The organism is Roseateles sp. GW821-FHT09G09 (genome assembly GCF_059415965.1).
Genome location: NZ_JBWKOG010000002.1, coordinates 737,087 through 755,894, shown reverse-complemented (window position 1 = coordinate 755,894; position 18,808 = coordinate 737,087). Strand labels below are relative to the sequence as shown.

14 protein-coding genes are annotated in these 18,808 nt (G+C 69.9%); 8 read left to right on the top strand and 6 right to left on the bottom strand.

Going from position 1 to position 18,808, the window contains the following annotated elements; genetic code table 11:
* Positions 1-19: 19 nt before the first annotated feature.
* Positions 20-1,336: an Nramp family divalent metal transporter gene (locus tag AC07O8_RS08170; protein WP_495047522.1), complete on the top strand. Its 1,317-nt coding sequence runs from the start codon at positions 20-22 to the stop codon at positions 1,334-1,336.
* Between the two features lie 142 nt (positions 1,337-1,478).
* On the top strand, positions 1,479-1,691 hold the full coding sequence (locus tag AC07O8_RS08165; protein ID WP_495047521.1) for a DUF4287 domain-containing protein: 213 nt from the start codon (positions 1,479-1,481) through the stop codon (positions 1,689-1,691).
* Between the two features lie 33 nt (positions 1,692-1,724).
* Here the strand turns inward: AC07O8_RS08165 and AC07O8_RS08160 are convergent, their stop codons facing one another.
* On the bottom strand, positions 1,725-2,402 hold the full coding sequence (locus AC07O8_RS08160; protein ID WP_495047520.1) for a glutathione S-transferase family protein: 678 nt from the start codon (positions 2,400-2,402) through the stop codon (positions 1,725-1,727).
* A gap of 46 nt (positions 2,403-2,448) precedes the next feature.
* Between AC07O8_RS08160 and AC07O8_RS08155 the strand changes: the two genes are divergently transcribed.
* Entirely contained in the window at positions 2,449-3,051 is a 603-nt protein-coding gene (locus tag AC07O8_RS08155) for a 2-hydroxychromene-2-carboxylate isomerase (RefSeq protein WP_495047519.1), read from the top strand.
* Between the two features lie 164 nt (positions 3,052-3,215).
* The gene (locus tag AC07O8_RS08150) at positions 3,216-3,473 is read left to right on the top strand and encodes a hypothetical protein (RefSeq protein WP_495047518.1); all 258 of its coding nucleotides are present in this window, start codon (positions 3,216-3,218) and stop codon (positions 3,471-3,473) included.
* Positions 3,474-3,567: 94 nt separating this feature from the next.
* On the opposite strand, the gene AC07O8_RS08145 is transcribed toward AC07O8_RS08150, so the two are convergent.
* The 5 genes from AC07O8_RS08145 to AC07O8_RS08125 form a co-directional block, all read right to left on the bottom strand.
* Positions 3,568-4,371: a hypothetical protein gene (locus AC07O8_RS08145; protein ID WP_495047517.1), complete on the bottom strand. Its 804-nt coding sequence runs from the start codon at positions 4,369-4,371 to the stop codon at positions 3,568-3,570.
* A 217-nt stretch (positions 4,372-4,588) separates the two neighbouring features.
* Positions 4,589-7,003, bottom strand: a complete 2,415-nt coding sequence (locus AC07O8_RS08140; protein WP_495047516.1) for a protein kinase domain-containing protein — start codon at positions 7,001-7,003, stop codon at positions 4,589-4,591.
* Positions 7,000-8,949 carry an HDOD domain-containing protein gene (locus AC07O8_RS08135; RefSeq protein WP_495047515.1) on the bottom strand — a complete coding sequence of 650 codons (1,950 nt, stop codon included), beginning with the start codon at positions 8,947-8,949 and terminating at the stop codon, positions 7,000-7,002. Before AC07O8_RS08135 ends, AC07O8_RS08140 begins: the two co-directional genes overlap by 4 nt.
* 105 nt (positions 8,950-9,054) lie before the next feature.
* Positions 9,055-13,254 (bottom strand): ATP-dependent RNA helicase HrpA, encoded by a 4,200-nt coding sequence (hrpA, locus tag AC07O8_RS08130; protein WP_495047514.1) that lies wholly within the window; start codon positions 13,252-13,254, stop codon positions 9,055-9,057.
* 64 nt (positions 13,255-13,318) lie between these two features.
* Positions 13,319-13,732: a VOC family protein gene (locus AC07O8_RS08125; RefSeq protein WP_495047513.1), complete on the bottom strand. Its 414-nt coding sequence runs from the start codon at positions 13,730-13,732 to the stop codon at positions 13,319-13,321.
* A gap of 110 nt (positions 13,733-13,842) precedes the next feature.
* Between AC07O8_RS08125 and argA the strand changes: the two genes are divergently transcribed.
* The 4 genes from argA to AC07O8_RS08105 all read left to right on the top strand — a co-directional run bounded on the left by argA (position 13,843) and on the right by AC07O8_RS08105 (position 18,807).
* Positions 13,843-15,183, top strand: a complete 1,341-nt coding sequence (gene argA / locus AC07O8_RS08120) for an amino-acid N-acetyltransferase (protein ID WP_495047512.1) — start codon at positions 13,843-13,845, stop codon at positions 15,181-15,183.
* A gap of 122 nt (positions 15,184-15,305) precedes the next feature.
* Positions 15,306-15,578 carry an oxidative damage protection protein gene (locus AC07O8_RS08115; RefSeq protein WP_088403658.1) on the top strand — a complete coding sequence of 91 codons (273 nt, stop codon included), beginning with the start codon at positions 15,306-15,308 and terminating at the stop codon, positions 15,576-15,578.
* Between the two features lie 99 nt (positions 15,579-15,677).
* On the top strand, positions 15,678-15,980 hold the full coding sequence (locus tag AC07O8_RS08110; protein WP_067275254.1) for an H-NS histone family protein: 303 nt from the start codon (positions 15,678-15,680) through the stop codon (positions 15,978-15,980).
* Positions 15,981-16,212: 232 nt separating this feature from the next.
* Positions 16,213-18,807, top strand: a complete 2,595-nt coding sequence (locus AC07O8_RS08105) for a putative bifunctional diguanylate cyclase/phosphodiesterase (protein ID WP_495047511.1) — start codon at positions 16,213-16,215, stop codon at positions 18,805-18,807.
* Position 18,808 lies beyond the last annotated feature (1 nt).

Sequence of the window (18,808 nt, the reverse complement as noted above, 5' to 3'; positions counted from 1 at the left end):
TCCGAAGAGAATGCGCCCCATGCTCGGCCTGCCCACCACCGCCACCGCCCCGTTCTGCCCCTCCGAGGTCCACGGCTCCATCGATCTGCGCGAGGGCGCGCCGCTGTGGAAGCGGCTGCTGCGCGTCGCGGGGCCGGGGCTGCTGGTCTCGGTCGGCTACATGGACCCGGGCAACTGGGCCACGGACATCGAGGCCGGCTCCCGCTTCGGCCATGCGCTGCTGTGGGTGGTGCTGGCGTCCAGCCTGGCGGCGATGCTGCTGCAGACCTTGTCGCTGCGGCTGGGGCTGGTGTCGGGGCTGGACCTCGCGCAGGCTTGCCGCGAGCGCTACCGGCCCGCGGTGCGCCTGCCGCTGTGGGTGATGGCCGAGCTCGCCATCGTCGCCTGTGACGTCGCCGAGGTGCTGGGCACGGCGCTGGCGCTGCACCTGCTCTTCGGGATGTCGCTGCTGGCAGGCGTCGGCATCGCGGCGCTGGACACGCTGATCGTGCTCGGGCTCAAGGGCCGGGGCTTCCGGCAGGTGGAGGCGATCATCCTCGGTCTGGTGATGACGATCGGCATCTGCTACGCGGTGCAGCTGTTCCTGATCGGACCGGACTGGGCGGCGGTGGCGCAGGGCTTCGTGCCCAACGGCGTCGCGGTGCAGGACCCGAAGGCGCTGCTGCTGGCCATCGGCATCCTGGGGGCGACGGTGATGCCGCACAACCTCTACCTTCATTCGTCGATCGTGCAGACGCGACGCGTGGGGAGCACGGCGTCGGCCAAGCGCGACGCGATCAAGCTGTCGACCATCGACACGCTGGTGTCGCTCACGCTGGCCCTGATGGTGAACGCCGCGATCCTGATCCTGGCCGCGACGGCCTTCCACGCGCACGGGCACACCGAGGTGACGGAGATCCAGGACGCGTACCACCTGCTGGATCCACTGGTGGGCGGCTCCATCGCGTCGGTGCTGTTCGGCGTGGCGCTGCTGGCGGCGGGCCAGAGCTCGACCTTCACCGGCACGATCGCGGGTCAGGTCTTGATGGAGGGCTTCCTGCGGCTGAAGATCCCGTGCTGGCAGCGTCGGCTGGCGACGCGGTTCCTGGCGCTGGTGCCGGCGTTCATCGGCCTGTGGTGGTTCGGCGAGGCGGCGGTCGGACAGCTGCTGGTGGCGAGCCAGGTGGTGCTCAGCCTGCAACTGCCCTTCGCGATGTGGCCGTTGATCCGGCTGACGAGCGACCGCGCGGTGATGGGCGAGTTCGCCAACGGGCCGGTGGTGCGGGTGCTGAGTTGGGGGCTCTTTGTGCTGGTGACCGGCGCGAATGCAGCCTTGCTGTGGTCGCTGGTCAGTTGATCAGTTGATCAGTTGATCAGTTGATCGGCTGATCAGTTGCCCCGCTGATGCAGAGGGCCGTGTCGAAAACGGCGCGGGTCGATCGTCGTGAGGATGAGGTCAAGCACTGACCCGATGATCACCAGCCAACCAGGAGCGATTCATGACCACCGAAGAGAAAGTCAAAGGACCCGCGTCGTACTTCCCGTCCATCGAGAAGAAGTACGGCCAGCCCATCGATCATTGGATGGGCGTGCTGAAGGCCGCGGGACCGATGAAACACATGGAGCTGGTCGCGCTGCTGAAGACGGACCACGCGATGGGCCACGGGCATGCGAATGCGTTGGTGGCGGCGTTCCTGGCGAAGCAGGGTTAATTGCGGGCGCACGGACCTCGTGCGCCGAACCACTCACTTCGACGGCGCGAGCGCGTAGGGTCCGCCGCGTTCCAGCGCCCGCTGGTAAGCAGGCCGCGCGTGGATGCGCTGCAGGAACTCGGTGATGCGCGGCTGACGCGCCGCGGCGCCGCCGCGCTGTACGGCAGCTTCGAGCGGGAAGCTCATCTGCACGTCCGCCGCGCTGAACTCCTGCCCCGCGAACCACGGGCTCTTGCCGAGCTCGCCTTCCAGGTAGTTCATGTGGTTGTCGATCTGCGGCTGCACGAAGGTCGCCTTGGCCTTCGCGGCGATGCCCTTGGCGATCGGCTTCACGAAGAACGGCACGGGCGCGCGCTCGATGCGGTCGAAGACCAGCTTGAGCAGCAGCGGCGGCATGGCCGAGCCTTCAGCGTAGTGCATCCAGTAGCGGTAGCGCAGCGCGTCGGGCGTGCCGACGGCGGGCTTGAACCGGCCCTCGCCGTAGCGGTCGACGAGGTACTCCAGGATCGCGCCGGATTCGGCGATGACGAGCCCGTCGTCACTGATCACAGGAGACTTGCCGAGCGGGTGCACGGCGCGCAGCTCTGGCGGCGCGAGCATCGTCTTCGGGTCGCGCTGGTAATGCTTGATCTCGTACGGGAGCCCGAGTTCTTCAAGCAGCCACAGGACCCGCTGCGAGCGGGAGTTGTTGAGGTGGTGGACGGTGAGCATCGGGGGAGTCTATGCCTACAATCCGCGCGCCTTGTCAGGAGCCCGCATGTCCGCACCGATCGACTTCTATTTCGACTTCGCTTCGCCCTACGGCTACATCGCCGCGCAGAGCATCGACGAGCTCGCGGCCAGGTACGGCCGCACCGTCAACTGGCATGCCATCGTGCTGGACGCCAACTTCCAGTCGCTCGAACGCATCCGCGTGCCCAACAGCGTGATGCGCAGCGACTACGTCCGCCGCGACGTCACCCGGCTCGCCGCCTTCATGAAAGTGCCGTACAACACGCCGACCTCGCTGGGCCTGCACACCGAGATGGCTGCTCGCCTGTTCCATTGGTTCAACGACCGCGACCCCGATCAGGGCCGCAAGTTCGCGCAGGCCGTCTACAAGGCCTACTTCGTCGACGACCGCAACATCGCCCAGGGCGAGGTGCTGCAGGACCTCTGCGCCACCCAGCACGTCTCGCCCGACCAGCTCCAGGCCATCGCCAACGACACGGCCGCGCGCGCCCGCCTGAAGGCCGAGATCGACCTCGCGGAAGCCCGCGGCGTGTTCGGCTCGCCGTTCTTCATCGTCGAAGGCGAACGCTTCTGGGGCAACGATCGGCTGCCGCAACTCGAACACTGGCTGTCGAACGGCCCGTACTGATCGGGCTTGGGCTCGACCGGGAGGTCGGGCCTGCCGGCCCGTTCGGAGTCCGGCTCGCCGCCCGTTACTCCGTGTCCGCCGCGTAATGTGCGGCGCGACCGGTCATCGGCGACCTCCGGGACCGCGTTGTCTGACGCATGCAGTCCCCTTCCTGGAGGTCCCACATGCGAACGCTTCGTCCCCTGCTGCTCGCGCTGGTCGCGGCTCCGCTGGTCGCGACATTGACCGGCTGCGTCGTGATCCCCGCCCATCGTTATCACGGCTACGACCGCGGCTACGGCGGCGGTGGCGGTGGCGGCTACGGCGCCGGCTACTCGGACGGCGGCCCGGTCGTCAGCGGCACCATCTGGATCGATGGCTACTGGGACAACCGCGGCGGCGGTCGCCGCTGGATCCCGGGCCATTACGGCCCGCGGCGCTGAGTCCGGAAACGACGACGCCGGCTCGAGGCCGGCGTCCTGCACTGCGCGGGGGATCGGGCGCCCCAGAAGGCGTTCCGATCCCGCTGCGAGGCGATCAATGCATCGTGCAGAGGAAGGTGCCCACGCCGCGGTAGTCGGTGCCGTTCACCTTGGTCTGGTGACCGAGGACGATGCGCAGCTTGTTCGACGCGCCGCCGTCAACCACCGTGATCTGCGCCCCGGTCTCGTTGTTGAGGTAGCGGTTGCTCACGAGGATGGTGGCCGGCGTGGTCACGAGGCCGCTCAGCGATTGCTTGACCGAGTCGATGCCGGCATCCGTCTGGATCTCGGCCGCGACCGAGGCGCCCAGGTTGGACACGTTGAGCGTCGCCGTGCCGATGGTGCGACCGAAAGCGATCACCGCGGTGCTGTTGATCTTGGTCGGCGTCGTGAAGACGCCCGCCTCGCAGGCGTAGGTGCCGTTCGCGCCGAAGCTCGCCAGCTGGTTGTACACGACGTAGTGGTACGCGTTGCCGTCCGACAGCGTGTCGATGCGGGTCGGCGTGGTGACCGTGCCGCGCATCCAGCGGCCCATCGCGAAGCTGGCGTCGCCGGCCACGTCGACCGGGTTGCTGCCCGTCATCGCGTAGCTGCCGATGGTGACCATGCCGCCCGCCGCTTGCTGCGACACCGCGTCCACCACACCGTTGAACTGCAGGCCGGCGGCCATCACGAACGCGCGAGGACGCGCGCCCTTCACGAACGCAGCCGGCGGCGTGGTGGTGGTCGTGGCGCCGCCGCCCGTGTTGTTGCCCTGGTTGGTGTTGACCGTGGCGTCGTCGCTGCCGCCGCCACCGCAAGCGGTCAGCGCCGCGACCAACGGGAGCGCCCACACGCCCTTGAAGACTTCAAACTTCATCTCTGTTTCCTGGATTGCAAACTTCTGTTGCCGAATGTGTCTATCCGGCGGGGGCGGAGTCTGATGGCCGCCCCGACGCTTCAGGCGGCACTTTTTGACGATCCAGGAATCCATCGCCCAATTTGGGCGGCAAACGCCCCTTTGGGCGAATTCTGGCGAGCGCTGTGGCCTCTTGTTCTCGCCCTCCCGGGTGGGGGACTTGACGGCGCGGTGCGGCTCAGCTCGCCTGCTTGAAGGCCATCACGGCCTGGTTGCGCAGCGTGCGCAGCAGCGACAGCTGCTTCTCGTCGAGCACGACGCTGCCCGGCTGCGCCTTGTCCGCGTAGATCATCGCGAACGGCGCGCCGCGCAGCGCCATCGGCAGGATCAGGAAGCTGTGCGCCTTGGCCCCGCTGAGGAACCACGGCGGCAGGCGCTCCGCGATCTTGGGCTGCGAGGCGTCGGCGATCAGCGTGTCGACGCCCTTCGTGCAGATCGCCGTGAAGAGGTCCGCCGGCAGGCCCGGCATCACCCGCAGGGACACGCGGAACAGCGGCACCACCGCCTCCACGCCGTCGCCCAGGCCGAAGCGGCCGGTGAGCGTCTCGGTCTTGGGATCGCGCAGGCAGAAGATCACCCGGCGGAACCCCAGTCCGCGGTACATGGTCTCCAGGATCATCCGCAGGATCTCGTTGAGCTTGAAGCTCTCGACCATCGCGTTGGTGATGTCCTGGATGCCCGCGGCCAGCGTCGCGGCGGCCTGCTCGGGCGGGATCACGCCGGCCGGCGCCTGTCCGTCCACCATCGTGGCCTGCAGCTGGTGCGGCGACAGCGTGTCCTCCGCCGACGGCGTCAGCGGCGCCAGCAGGCGCTGCGCCGGCGAGTTCTTCGTGAGCTTGATGTCCATCGCCTGCGCCAGCTGCGTCAGGCGTTGCCGCGCCTGGTCCGCCGCCGCCTCGAAGGCCTTGGCCTCGACGCCCAGCGCGCGCGCGTAGCGCTGCGCCATCGCCCGCACCTTGGCATGCGCCTCGGCCGGATCGCTGTTCAGGATGACGTCCGCGACGTCGTTGCTCGCGCGGCCCAGCCAGCGCATGCGGTCGGTGGAATGCTCCACCAGCCGCGTCGGCGCGTCGCCGTCAGGCCGCTGCATGCTGCGCTGCAGGCTGTCCGGGAAGCCCCACTGCCGCGCCACGCCCAGGCCGAGGCTCTCGTAGCTCAGCCCGAGCACCTGCGCCGACGCGGCGGCCTCGCTCAGCGGCGGCGCCGCCTGCTCGCCCATGCCGCGCTCGGGCCGCACGACGCGGCGCACCTGCTGCGCCTCCTCGGGCAGGTAGAACTCGGCCAGCAGCCGGCCCAGCCCCTGGAACATCGTGGCGAGGAAGGACTCCTCGTTCTCGCGCGGCACCAGGCACAGTTCGCGCGCCAGCGAGCCCGCCATCAGCGCGCGCAGGAACTCCTCCTTCAGCCGCTGCGCGTGGCCCTTGTTCTCCATGCGCTCCAGCAGCACCAGCGACAGGGCCAGGTTGCGGATGCCGCCGAAGCCCACCAGCGCCACCGCGCGCGACACCGTGCTGATGTGCCCGCCGCCCGCATGGCTGAACTGCACCGTGTTGACCAGCCGCAGCAGCTTGTTGGTCAGCGCCACGTCCTTGAGGATCTCGTTGGACAGCGTGGTGAGGCTCTCGTTCTCCGACTGCGTCATGCGCTGGATGCGCGTCACCGAGTCGGCCATCGCCGGGAAGTCGCTGCGGTGCCGCATGCGGCGCAGCAGGAACTCCAGCGTGGCGTTGCCGCCCTCGCCCGCCTCGGGCGCCTCGCTGGCCGGATGCAGCCAGGCCGCCAGCGCGTCGTGGAAGGCCTTGGCGTCGGCCCAGCGCTGCGCGGACTCGCGCGACAGGCCGCGCAGGAGCACCGCGCGCAAGGCGTCGTCGCTGTCGGGGCCCAGGTCGGCCGGCGGGTCCAGCGTCTGCTCCATCGCGCGACGCACCGCGCGCCACGGATCGGCGTCGTAGTTGAGCCGCTGGCCCGACAGCATCTCGCTGAGCATCACCGCGGCGGCGAACACGTCCATCACCGGCGAGGCGGCGTCGCCCCTGGCGGCCTCGGGCGAGATGTAGCCCGGCGTGCCGACGATGCGATTGGGGCGGACCGCCGCGCTGGCGGCCCCGGCCGCGCCCTGCTGGATGCGGCCCGCGATGCCGAAGTCCATCACCTTGGGCCGACCCGCCGAGTCGAGCAGGATGTTGGACGGCTTCAGGTCGCGGTGCACGACGCCCGCCTGATGCGCCGCGTGCAGCCCGTCGAGGATGCCCAGCATCAGCGCGACCGCTTCGCGCGCCGGCAGCCGGCCGCGCTGGCGCAGCCGCTCGGTGAGCGTGCCGCCGGGCACGTACTCGAAGACCATGTAGGCCTGGCCGGCCTCGATGTCGGCCTCGAAGACCGGCACGATGTTCGGATGCGTCAACCGGCTGACCGCGCGCGCCTCGTGCAGCCAGGCGTCGACGCTGGCGCGATCCACCGCCTGGGTCAGCACCTTCAGCGCGACCTCGCGGTCCAGCCGCGGATCATGCGCGAGCCACACCACCGCCTGGGCGCCCTGCCCGAGACTGCGCAGCGGCTTGAATCGCCCGACGGCGGGCGGCATGGCGGTCATGGGCGGTCCTTGCCGGGCTGGGCGCTGCCGGGCGGGGCGCTGCCCGTCGGCGATCCTGGCTGGGCGGTGCTGTTCGTGTTGTTGACGGGCGTGTTCGTGGCCGTGGCTGCCGCCGCTGTCGCCGCCGCCGCAGGAGCGTGCGCGCCGGACTCGGCGCGCTCGCGCAGACGGGAGCGCGGCGCCGCGGTCGCGGCCGCGCCGACGGCCGGGTCGCTCATCGCGCCGAGGCCGCTTTCGGCGGCGTCGGCGATCGCGCCGCTGGTGCCGAGCGCGTCGTAGATCTCGCGCAGGCCGAGGCCGAGCGCGCGCGCATACCGGCGCGTCGCCAGCTCGATCGCCGCCTGCCGCTTGCGCTCCGGCGCGGCCAGCGCGTCCACCAGCTCATTGGCCAGGCTGCAGGTGAGCCGCAGCAGCTCGGTGTCGCCGTCGGCATGGCGCACCGGCGCCTCCTGCGGCTGGCGGCGCATCATGTGCTGCAGCTCGTCGCCCAGGCCCCAGTACTTCGCCACCGCCAGGCCCAGGCTCTCCAGGTCGCAGCCCAGCACCGCGTAGGCGGCGGACTGCTCGTTCATGCCGCGCGGATTGGGGTTGTCCTCGGTCGCCTCGGGCGCGACCTGCAGCTGGCGGATCTGCTGCGCGTCGTCCGGGAAGTGGTACTGCACCAGCAAGCGCCCCAGGTTCTGCATCAGCGAGATGAGGTAGACCACCTCGCCGTCGTAACCGGCCGGCCGCAACGCCTGCGCCACCTGGCCGGCGCGCTGCACGCGGCGCATCACGCTCTGCATGAACTGCGCCTGGCCTTCGTTCATCGGACCGGGCCAGGGCTTGAGCGCCCGCGCCGCGTCCTCGAGCCCGTTCAGGCCCAGCATCGCGATCGCGCGCTGCAGGTTGAGCACCGTGCCGCCGCTCGTGGGGCCTTGCTGACGCAGCGCGTTGTTGACGCGCCGGATCAGCTCCAGCGCCAGCGCCATGTCCTTGAGCGCCATCGAGGCCAGCTGGCTGCCGTGCTGCCCCGCCATCGCCGAAGACGACACCGTCGTCACCAGCCGGGTCGAGGTGCTCGGCAGATGGCCGAAGCGCTGCATCTTGTCCTTCAGCAGCGCGATGGGGCCGCCGTCGTCCTGCTCGGCCGATAGCCGCCAGCCGTCCAGCGCGCGCCAGAAGCTGCGTGCCAGGTGGTAGCGCTGGCGCGTCTGCCGGTCGCTGGCGCGGTTGACGATGGCGCGCAGCGGCTCGGGGATCGCATACGGGGTTTCCCAGCCCAGGCGCACCAGGTCGTGTCCCTGCGGCTGCATGCGCTGCAACACGACCTGCAGGTCGGACTCGTCCAGCACCGGCCTGCCGCTGAGCAGGCGATGCAGCAGCAGCCCGACGCAGACGACGTCCTCCTCGGCCGCCTCGCGCGCGGCGCGGCGCGTGGCGGTGTTGAAGTCGGCGTTCGGCGGCACGACCTCCTGGGCGACCTCGAGCCCCAGCACGCGCACGTGGTTGGCGCCGTCGACGACGATGTGGGCGAGCTGGATGTCGCGGTGGGCGTGGCCCGCCTCGTGCGCGAAGGCCAGGCCTTCGAGCGCCTGCGCGGCCCAGCCGGCGGCGTCCAGCGGCAGCGGCGGCGCGCCGCGGGACAGGCGTTCCTCCAGCGTCTCGCCCAGCGCGCGGTCGTAGGCGACGTAAGGCCAGGGATCGACGCGGCCGGTCTCGATGACGTGGGCCAGGTTGGGGTGATGGATGCGCGACGCGCCGTCGACCGTCTTCAGCCAGTGCAGCATCGCCGCCTCGCTGTTGGGCTTCTCGCGCGGCATCATCAGGTACATCTCCTGGCCGCTCTGCGGGTCGAAGACGACCCACAGCATCGAGCGCAGGCTCTTGTGCAGGAGCGCTCGCAACTCGAAGCGGCCGAAACGCCGCATCGGGGCGGCGGAGGATGTTGTGGTGTTGTCAGACACGAGCGATGTGCGACTCCCGCCGGTGCGGGGCCACGGACCTTTTGTAGCTTGGATTGGACCGGAACCCCGAGGTCCTCGCCTGAAGAACTGAGGGGGATTCTCCGCTCAGTTCTGTAACTGCGCCCAGACCTTTTCCAGGCGCTTGACGCTGACCGGCTGGGGCGTTCTCAGTTCCTGTGCGAAAAGGCTCACCCGCAGTTCCTCGAGCTGCCAGCGGAAATCATCGACCCGCGCGTCGGTCGTGCCCTTGAGATCGGCCACCCGGCGCGACCAGCGCTGCTCCAGCGGACGGAGTTCCGACATCAGCTTGGCGTCGCGCGGCGCGTCCGCGCGCAGCTTGTCCAGACGCAGCGTGATCGCCTTCAGGTAGCGGGGGTAGTGCTGCAGCTGGCTCCACGGGGTCTGCAGGACGAAGCGTTTGGGCATGAGTCGCTGCAGCTGCGCCTGCAGGTCTTCGATGACGTCCTTGGGTGCCGTGCGGGCGTCCTTGAGCTTGCGCAGGGCGGCCTGGTATTCGATCAGGACGTTGAAGGCGAGGCGGGCCACTTCCTGCGCGATCAGGTTGAGGCGGGCGCGGCCTTCCTCGAGGCGGGTCTTGAAGCTGAACTCGTCCACCGGCAGCGGATCGGCCAGGAAGGCGCGCTCCAGCGCGACGGCGATGATCTGGTCGCGCAGTTCCTCGGCAGTCCCCAGGCTCATGTAGGCGACCGACATCTGGGTGAGGTCGGGGATGTTCTTCTCGAGGTACTTCAGCGGCTCCTTGAGCTGCAGCGCGATCAGGCGGCGCAGGCCGGCGCGGTGCTTGGCGGCGGCGAGCTCGGGCTCGTCGAAGACCTCGATCTCGACGTGCTGGCCCTTGTCGATCAGCGCAGGGAAACCGATCAGGGTCTGCGGGCCGCGTTTGATCTCCATGAGCTCAGGGAGCTCGCCGAAGGTCCAGGCGGTGTAGGCCCTGGCGGCGTCGCTCGCGGGTTTGGAGGGCGGCGTCACGGTCGCCTTGATGCCGCGGGAGGGCTTGCCGTCGCTGGAGGTCGGCCGTCCTTCGTCGACCGCAGCCCTCACCCCTGCCCTCTCCCGCGAGCGGGAGAGGGAGTCGTCCGAGCCTGGCCGATCGCGGGAAGCGTCCGGGCCTGACCGATGGGGGGTGGCGTCCGAGCTTTGCCGATGGCGGGAGGCGTCTGAACCATGCGGGGTCGGCGCGTCGTCGGAGCCTTGCAGCTTCAGCGCGGCCAGGGCCTGGAAGGCGGAGCGCGCCTGCGTGCCGAGTTCCGCCTTCAGGGTCGCGAGGTTGCGGCCCTGGCCCAGTTGCCGGCCGTGCTCGTCGACGACGCGGATGTTCATGAACAGGTGGGCGGGCAACTGCTCCAGCTTGAAGTCGTTGCGCTGCACGGCGACCTGCGAGCGCTCCTTCACCGCCTTGAGCAGCACGTCGACCAGACCGCCCTGCGCGAAGGGGTGGAGCTCGACGAACTCGGCGACGAACTCGGGCAGCGGCGTCAGCCGCGCGCGCGGCTTCTGGTGCAGGCTCTTGAGCAGCGCCGTGACCTTGGCCTCGAGCATCCCGGGCACGAGCCAGTCGACGCGCTCGTCGTGGACCTGGTTCAGCGCGTAGATCGGCACGGTCACCGTCAGGCCGTCGCGCGCGTCGCCGGGTTGATGCAGGTAGGTCGCCGTGCAGTCGACGCCGCCCAGGCGGATCGTCTTCGGGAAGGCGTTGCTCGTGACGCCGGCGGCCTCGTGCCGCATCAGCTCGTCGCGGCTGAGCTGCAGCAGCTTCGGGTCGGCCTTGCTGGCCTCGCGGAACCACTTCTCCAGCGTCGCGCCGGAGTACACGTCCGCCGGCAGTTGCTGGTCGTAGAAGGCGTAGATCAGCTCGTCGTCGACCAGCACGTCCTGCCGGCGCGACTTGTGCTCGAGCTCCTCGACCTTGGCGATCTGCTTCTGGTTGTGCGCCAGGAAGGGCAGCCGCGTCTCCCAGTCGCCGTTGACCAGCGCCTCGCGGATGAAGATCTCGCGCGCGGCGACGGCGTCGACGCGGCCGAAGTTCACCCGCTTGTTGTTGTAGAGCACGATGCCGTAGAGCGTCGCGCGTTCCAGCGCGACGACCTCGGCGGCCTTCTTCTCCCAGTGCGGCTCCAGCAGCTGGGTCTTGATCAGGTGGCCGGCGATGCCGGGCAGCCACTGCGGCTCGATCGCCGCGATGCCGCGGCCGAACAGCCGCGTCGTGTCGACCAGCTCCGCCGCGACGATCCAGCGGCCCGGCTTCTTGCTCAGGTGCGCGCCCGGATGGCGCCAGAACTTGATGCCGCGCGCGCCCAGGTACCAGTCGTCGTCATCGGCCTTGACGCCGATGTTGCCCAGCAGGCCGGCCAGCATCGACAGGTGGACCTGCTCGTAGGTCGCCGGCGCGCCGTTCAGGCGCCAGCCGTGCTCGGCGATCACCGTGTGCAGCTGCGAGTAGATGTCGCGCCACTCGCGCACCCGGCGCGGGTTGACGAAGTTGTCGCGCAGCAGCTGTTCCTGCTTGCGGTTGGAGAGCTTGTGCTCGCGCGGCGCCGCCGGGCCGCCCCTAGGCGCCGCGGCCCCCTCGGGGGGCGACGGCTGCGCAGCGGCCGTCTGGGGGTCAACAGGTCCCCCACCGCGCGATTCACCGAGCCACTTCCACAGCTTCAGGTAGCCCATGAACTCCGACTTCTCGTCGTCGAACTTCTTGTGCTTCTCGTCGGCCTGCTGTTGCTGCTCCATCGGCCGGTCGCGCACGTCCTGGCCGGACAGCGCGCTGGCGATGACCAGCACCTCGCTGAGCGCGTCGCGCTGGCGCGCCTCCAGGATCATGCGGCCGACGCGCGGGTCCAGTGGCAGCTTGGACAGTTCGTGGCCCATCGGCGTGAGCTCGTTGCGCTCATCGACGGCGCCCAGCTCGTTGAGCAGCTGGTAGCCGTCGGCCACGGCCTTGCGCGGCGGCGGCTCGATGAAGGGGAAGTCCTCGACCTGCCCCAGGTGCAGCGCCTTCATCCGCAGGATCACGCCGGCGAGCGAGCTGCGCAGGATCTCGGGATCGGTGAAGCGCGGCCGCGAGAGGTAGTCCTTCTCGTCGTACAGCCGGATGCAGGTGCCGTTGCTGACGCGGCCGCAACGGCCGGCGCGCTGGTTGGCCGCCGCCTGGCTGATGTTCTCGATCTGCAGCTGCTCGACCTTGTTGCGGTAGCTGTAGCGCTTGACGCGCGCCAGGCCGGGGTCGATCACGTAGCGGATGCCGGGCACCGTCAACGAGGTCTCGGCGACGTTGGTCGCCAGCACGATGCGCGGCTGGCCGTGCGGCTGGAAGACGCGGTTCTGCTCCTGCTCGGACAGGCGCGCGAACAACGGCAGCACCTCCACGCCGGGCGGGTGGTGCTTGCGCAGCGCCTCGGCGGCCTCGCGGATCTCGCGCTCGCCGGGCAGGAAGACCAGCACGTCGCCGCGCCCCTGGCGCCAGAGCTCGTCGACCGCGTCGCAGATGGCGTCGTTGACGTCGTACTCGCGCGATTCCTCGAAGGGGCGGTAGAGCTGTTCGACGGGGAACAGGCGTCCCGAGACCATCAGCACCGGCGCCGGGCCCTTCGCCGAGGCGAAGTGCTGCGCGAAGCGGTCCGCGTCGATGGTCGCCGAGGTCACGACGACCTTCAGGTCGGGCCGGCGCGGCAGGATCTCGCGCAGGTAGCCGAGCAGGAAATCGATGTTGAGGCTGCGTTCGTGCGCCTCGTCGATGATCAGCGTGTCGTAGGCGCTGAGCAGCGGATCGGTCTGGGTCTCGGCCAGCAGGATGCCGTCCGTCATCAGCTTGACCGAGGCGCCCGGCTGCAGCCGGTCCTGGAAGCGGACCTTGTAGCCGACGACGTCGCCCAGCGGCGACTTGAGCTCCTCGGCGATGCGCTTGGCGACGCTGGACGCCGCGATGCGGCGCGGTTGCGTGTGGCCGATCAGGCCGCCGCCGTTGCCGCGGCCCCGGCCCATGGCCAGGGCGATCTTGGGCAGCTGCGTCGTCTTGCCGGAGCCGGTCTCGCCGCAGACGATCACCACCTGGTGCTCGGCCATGGCCCGCATGATCTCCTCGCGACGGCCGGAGACCGGCAGCGATTCGGGGAACTCGATCGGCGGGATCGGGGTGGCGGGCGCCGGCGGGCGGCGAGGCCCGGCCTGGCGCGGTGGACGCGGTGGACGCGGTGGACGCGGTGGACGCGGCGGACGCGGGGCACCCGGCTGTCCAGGAGGACGCGGCGGTCGCGGCGGTGGCGGGGCGGGGGCTTTGGTGTCTTGACTCACGGGGCGCGGATTATCTCGCGCCCCGCGACAAGGGGCCGGACGTCAGGTCAAGGTCACTGCCGGGTCACTTCTTCTCGTCCGGCATTTCGGCGTACGTGATGACGTTGATCACTGCCCCCTGGGGGTCCTGAAGGGTCGCCATCCGCCCCACGGTGGGCACTTCCATGATCTCCATCAGGACCTTGCCACCCATCGCCTTGGCCTGGGCCACCGTCTCGTCGACGTTGTCCACCGTGACGTAGATCCCCCACGCGGGCGGCATGCCCTGCTGCGGGCAGGCCATCATGCCGCCGATGGCGTCGTCCGCCCCGCGGGTCTTGATCACGTGATAGGGCGGCGCGTCGGCCGGACCGCCCGGCATCGGCATGACCTCGACCTTCCAGCCGAACAGCTTGCCGTAGAACTCGGTGGCCTTCTCCGGGTCGGTCGTCATCAGTTCCGACCAGCTGAAGGCACCATGCGTCTTGAAGACTTCCATGTCTCGCTCCGGGGGGTGTTGCGGAGGCGCCATGCTCCGCCGCCGCACAGCGTCCCGCAAGTGACCTTGCCGCCGCGTTGCGGGGACAGGCTGTTGCACAATCCGCGCCCATGAGCGTGGTCTTCCCCCATACCTTCGTGCCGTGGTTTCGCGCGGTGGCCCCATATATCCATGCGTACCGCGGAGAAACCTTCGTCGTCGGCATGACGGGGGAAATGATCGCGGCCGGCAAGCTCAACAGCTTCGTCCAGGATCTGGCCATCATGCATGCGATGGGCATCAAGATCGTGCTGGTCCACGGTTTCCGCCCGCAGGTCAACGAGCAGCTCGCGCTCAAGGGCCACCAGCCGCAATACAGCCACGGCATGCGCATCACCGACGGCATCGCGCTGGACAGCGCCCAGGAAGCCGCCGGCCAATTGCGCTTCGAAATCGAGGCGGCGTTTTCGCAAGGCCTGCCCAACACGCCGATGGCCAATTCCACCGTGCGCGTGGTGTCGGGCAATTTCCTGACCGCGCGGCCGGTCGGCATCGTCGACGGCGTCGATTTCAAGCACTCCGGCATCGTGCGCCGCGTCGACGCCGCCGCGATCCAGCGCGCCATCGATATCGGCGCGATCGTGCTGATGTCGCCCTTCGGTTTCTCACCCACCGGCGACGCCTTCAATCTGATGATGGAAGACGTCGCGACCGAAACCGCGATCGCGCTGCAGGCCGACAAGCTGCTGTTCATGACCGAGGTCGAGGGCGTGCGCGAAAACCCCGAGGATCCGGAAAGCGCGATCGACACGGAACTGGCGCTGGCCGACGCGAAACGGCTGATCGCCAAACTCCCGCCGCCGACGCAGCCGACCGACGTCGGTTTCTATCTGAAGTACTGCGTGACGGCCTGCGAATCGGGCGTCGAGCGTTCGCACATCCTGCCCTTCGCCGTTGACGGCGCGATCCTGCAGGAGGTCTATACCCACGACGGCATCGGCACGATGGTGGTCGATGAAAAACTCGAAAGCCTGCGCGAGGCGACCCACGACGATATCGGCAGCCTGATCGCGCTGATCGAACCGTTCGAGCGCGACGGCACGCTGGTCAAACGCGAGCGCAGCGAAATCGAGCGCGACATCGAGTCCTATACCGTCATCGAACACGACGGCGTGATATTCGGCTGCGCCGCGCTGCATCCGTACCAGGAGGCGCGCACCGCCGAAATGGCCGCACTGACCGTCTCCAGCGCCGTGCAGGGCCAGGGCGACGGCGAACGCATCCTCAAGCGCATCGAGCAGCGCGCCAAGGCCATGGGCCTGACCAGCGTGTTCGTGCTGACCACGCGCACCATGCACTGGTTCATCAAGCGCGGCTTCCAGCCCGTCGATCCGAACTGGCTGCCCGAGGAACGCAAGCGCAAATACAACTGGGACCGGCGTTCGCAGGTCCTCGTCAAGAAACTCACCTGATCCCCGATCCCGGCATTCCAGAGTTCCGGGATCGATCCCGCGGCAACGGCCTAGCTGGGCCGGCTGCCGCACTCCCCACGCCGGACTAGCGTCCGTCTCTTTTTTGAGCACCGAGGTTTGATATGGCCCGCACCGTCCAATGCGTTTATCTGAAGAAGGAAGCCGAAGGGATGGACTTTCCCATCTATCCCGGCGAACTGGGCAAGCGCATCTATGAGAACGTGTCCAAGGAAGCCTGGGCGGCGTGGATGAAGCACCAGACCATGCTGGTCAATGAAAACCGCCTGAATCTGGCCGACCAGCGCGCCCGCCAATACCTCGCGCGGCAGATGGAACAGTTCTTCTTCGGCGGCGGCGCGGAACAGCCCGCCGGATATGTCCCGCCGACGGAGTGATTTCCGGGGATTTACCCCTTGCGGTGATACTCGATTCCCTGCATATAATGCGGCATTCCCTTTCGAGGGAGCCGTCGAACTACGCGAGGAATTGCATAAATGGCATCGCTCAAAGACCTCCTGGCCCAGCGGGCCGCCCTCGAAGCGCAAATCGCCGAAACCCAGGACCGTGAACGGTCCGACGCGATCGGCAAAGTCAAGTCGCTGATGCAGGAATACGGCCTGACGGTCGCCGACCTGACCGCGCGCGCCGCCAAGACCGGGACGCCGAAGTCGTCCAAGGTGGCTGCGAAGTATCGCAACCAGGCCACCGGCGAAACCTGGAGCGGCCGCGGCCTGCAACCGAAATGGCTGAAGGCGGCCATTTCCGGCGGCGCCAAGCTGGAAGATTTCGTCATCTGACGAACTGAAGGCCACGCGCCTTCCGGCACCATGAAAGCCACCTTCGGGTGGCTTTCTGCATTTCGCCCCCAAGTTTTTGCGCGACCTCCGGCGAGGCACCCCCATTCCGGGGGGAGCGCCGCGCCCGGCAGGGATAGCGCGTACCGGCCGGCGACGGCGTACGGCTAGCATGCCCGCCGGTCCCCCTCCGCGCCGCGCGCGGAGCCGCTCTTTCCTTCCCTCGCCCGCCACCTTGAAGTCCGAGCTGTCCGCCCCCGCCGGTTGGGCCCCGCCCGCCTCTCCGCGCCGCCTGCCCGCGGTCGCGCCGGCGGCGTTGCTGGTCGCCGCCACGGCCCTGCTGCTGATCGCGGGCGCGCTGTGGCCGGCCTGGCGCACGGTCGCCTGGTGGCTGCTGCCGCCGCTCGGATTGGGCGCCGTCCTGTACGCCCGCGCGCTGCGGCAGCGCGCGCTCGACGAGCGCCGCGACTGGCGCAACAAGATCGACGACGCCGGCCTGTCCCTGGCGCAATGGGCACCCGGCGGCGCGGCGGCGATGTCGCCCGGCTGGCAGGCGCGACTGGGCGCGCTCGATCCCGCCGACCCCCTCGCCTGGCTGGCGCAGGTGCACGCCGTCGACCGGATGAAGCTCGAGGAACGTCTGCCCACGCTGCTGCAGGACGGCCCCGCGACCGCGAATGCGACCGCGGCGGCGCCGGATGCCGGCGCCCAGGACAGGCCGGCGCTCGAGCCCGACACGCTGCACCACGCGCTGCGGCTGCCCGACGAGGACGGCGGCTGGGTCTGGCACGAACTGCGCTTGCGGGTCACCCGCCGCGATCCCCGCGGTCGCGCCCGCCAGGTGCTGGCGAGCCTGCAGGACATCCAGTGGCGCCGCACCGCGGAAGAGCGGCAGCGGATGAGCAGCGGACTGTTCCAGCACCTGCACGAAGGCCTCGCGATCACCGACCTCGAGCACCGGCTGCTCGACGCCAATCCCGCGTACTGGACGCTGATGGCCGCGCTGCTGGAGCCGCCCGCGGGCCTGGTCCTCGAGAACGACGGCCAGACGCCGGAGACCGCCGAGGCGCTGCGCCGCCGCATGCTCGGCCACCCGGCGCTGCCGCTGGACGAGGCGCAGCTGCGCCGCGCCGGCCACGATCCGGAGGCGATCGCCGAGGCGCTGGCCGATCCCGCCGGCCACTGGCAGGGGCTGGTCAAGGTCCGCGCCGCCGGCGGCCCGCCGCGCACGCTGCGACTGACCGTGTCCTCGATTCCGGAACCCGAAGGCCCGCCGCGGTACCGCGTGCTGGCGCTCAGCGACCTGACGCAGGAACTGCAGCGGCAGCAGGCGCTGGAGCGGCTCGGCCGCTTCGACCTGCTGACCGGCCTGCCCAACGAGCAGGAGTTCCTGCGCCGCCTGCAGGGTGCGCTGCAGACCAGCCGTCAGGTGGGGCCGGGCTTCATGCTGTGCGTCGCGCGGGTGGACCTGGACGGCTTCGCCGCGTTCAACCGGCGTCACGGCGTCGCGCGCGCGGACCAGGCGATGCGGGAACTCGCCCGGCGCCTCACCCTCGCGCTGCGGCAGGCGCCGCAGTGGTCGGACGAGGTGGCCCGGCTTGGCGGCGATGAATTCGGCCTGCTGCTGCGCGTGCAGAGCGTCGAGGAAGCCCAGCAGGCGCTGGACCGGCTCGTGCAAGTGCTGCGCCGGCCGATCGATCCGGACGATGAGCACGGCGCAGGCGCGCCGGGTCACGCGCGTGGCGCTGACGCCGCGGAAGACGCGAAGGACGCAGAAGACGCGGACGACGTGGAGGACGCCCTGGGCGGCGCGCTGCGCCTGAGCGCCAGCGTCGGCGCGACGCTGTACCCGCAGGACGGCGGCGAGGCCGAGACGCTGATGCGCCACGCGGCGCACGCGCTCTACCGCGTTAAGCGCAGCGGTCGCGACGGCGTCCAGTTCTTCGACGTCGAGAAACGCCGCAGCCGCGAGGCGCAGGCCCAGGCCGCGCTGCGCGTGCAGCAGGCGCTGGAGGCCGGCGAACTCTGCCTCTACTACCAGCCGAAACTGGACCTGGCCAGCGGCGCGCTGCTGGGCGCCGAGGCGCTGCTGCGCTGGCGCCATCCGCAGCGCGGGCTGCTGGCGCCGGCCACCTTCCTGCCGACCGTCGAGCACAGCGGCATGGCCGCGCAACTCGGCCACTGGGTGCTGGAGCAGGCGCTGGAACAGAACCGGCACTGGCGCGCCCAAGGCCTGGACCTGGAACTCAGCGTCAACATCAGCCCGCGCCACCTGGCCGCGCCGGCCTTCGTGCCGCGGCTCGAGGCGCTGCTGGCGCGCCATCCGGACGTGCCGCCGGACCGGCTCGTGCTGGAGCTGCTGGAGTCCAGCGCGCTCGACGACGTCGCGCACGCCCGGCGCCTGCTCACCGACTGCAAGCGCCTCGGCCTGCGCCTGGCGATGGACGACTTCGGCACCGGCTACGCGACGCTGTCGGTGCTCAAGCAACTGCCGCTGGATCAGCTCAAGATCGACCGCTCGTTCGTGCAGACCATGCTCGTGGACCCCCAGGACCGCGCGCTGGTGCAGGGCGTGATCGCGCTGGCCGGGCAGTTCGGCTGCGAACTGGTGGCCGAAGGCGTCGAATCCCCGGCGCACGCGCAGGCGCTGATCGCGCTGGGCTGCGCCGTCGGCCAGGGCAGCGGGCTGTGCGAGCCGCTGCCGCCGCAGGCGCTGCTCGACTGGGCGCTGCGGCGCACGCCGCCGCCCTCGCCGTCCCGGCCGCGCGCGCCCGTCCCCCACGCCCACCCCGACCGCCTCCCCGACGTCCCCGCCCGGGCCATCCCTTAAA

Bases quoted from the DNA above. Each gene is read 5' to 3' on its own strand.
- AC07O8_RS08155 (WP_495047519.1), top strand. From the start codon at position 2,449: ATGTCCGCACCGATCGACTTCTATTTCGACTTCGCTTCGCCCTACGGC.
- AC07O8_RS08145 (WP_495047517.1), bottom strand. From the start codon at position 4,371: ATGAAGTTTGAAGTCTTCAAGGGCGTGTGGGCGCTCCCGTTGGTCGCG.
- AC07O8_RS08150 (WP_495047518.1), top strand. From the start codon at position 3,216: ATGCGAACGCTTCGTCCCCTGCTGCTCGCGCTGGTCGCGGCTCCGCTG.
- AC07O8_RS08165 (WP_495047521.1), top strand. From the start codon at position 1,479: ATGACCACCGAAGAGAAAGTCAAAGGACCCGCGTCGTACTTCCCGTCC.
- AC07O8_RS08110 (WP_067275254.1), top strand. From the start codon at position 15,678: ATGGCATCGCTCAAAGACCTCCTGGCCCAGCGGGCCGCCCTCGAAGCG.
- AC07O8_RS08170 (WP_495047522.1), top strand. From the start codon at position 20: ATGCTCGGCCTGCCCACCACCGCCACCGCCCCGTTCTGCCCCTCCGAG.
- AC07O8_RS08115 (WP_088403658.1), top strand. From the start codon at position 15,306: ATGGCCCGCACCGTCCAATGCGTTTATCTGAAGAAGGAAGCCGAAGGG.
- AC07O8_RS08160 (WP_495047520.1), bottom strand. From the start codon at position 2,402: ATGCTCACCGTCCACCACCTCAACAACTCCCGCTCGCAGCGGGTCCTG.
- AC07O8_RS08140 (WP_495047516.1), bottom strand. From the start codon at position 7,003: ATGACCGCCATGCCGCCCGCCGTCGGGCGATTCAAGCCGCTGCGCAGT.
- argA (WP_495047512.1), top strand. From the start codon at position 13,843: ATGAGCGTGGTCTTCCCCCATACCTTCGTGCCGTGGTTTCGCGCGGTG.
- AC07O8_RS08125 (WP_495047513.1), bottom strand. From the start codon at position 13,732: ATGGAAGTCTTCAAGACGCATGGTGCCTTCAGCTGGTCGGAACTGATG.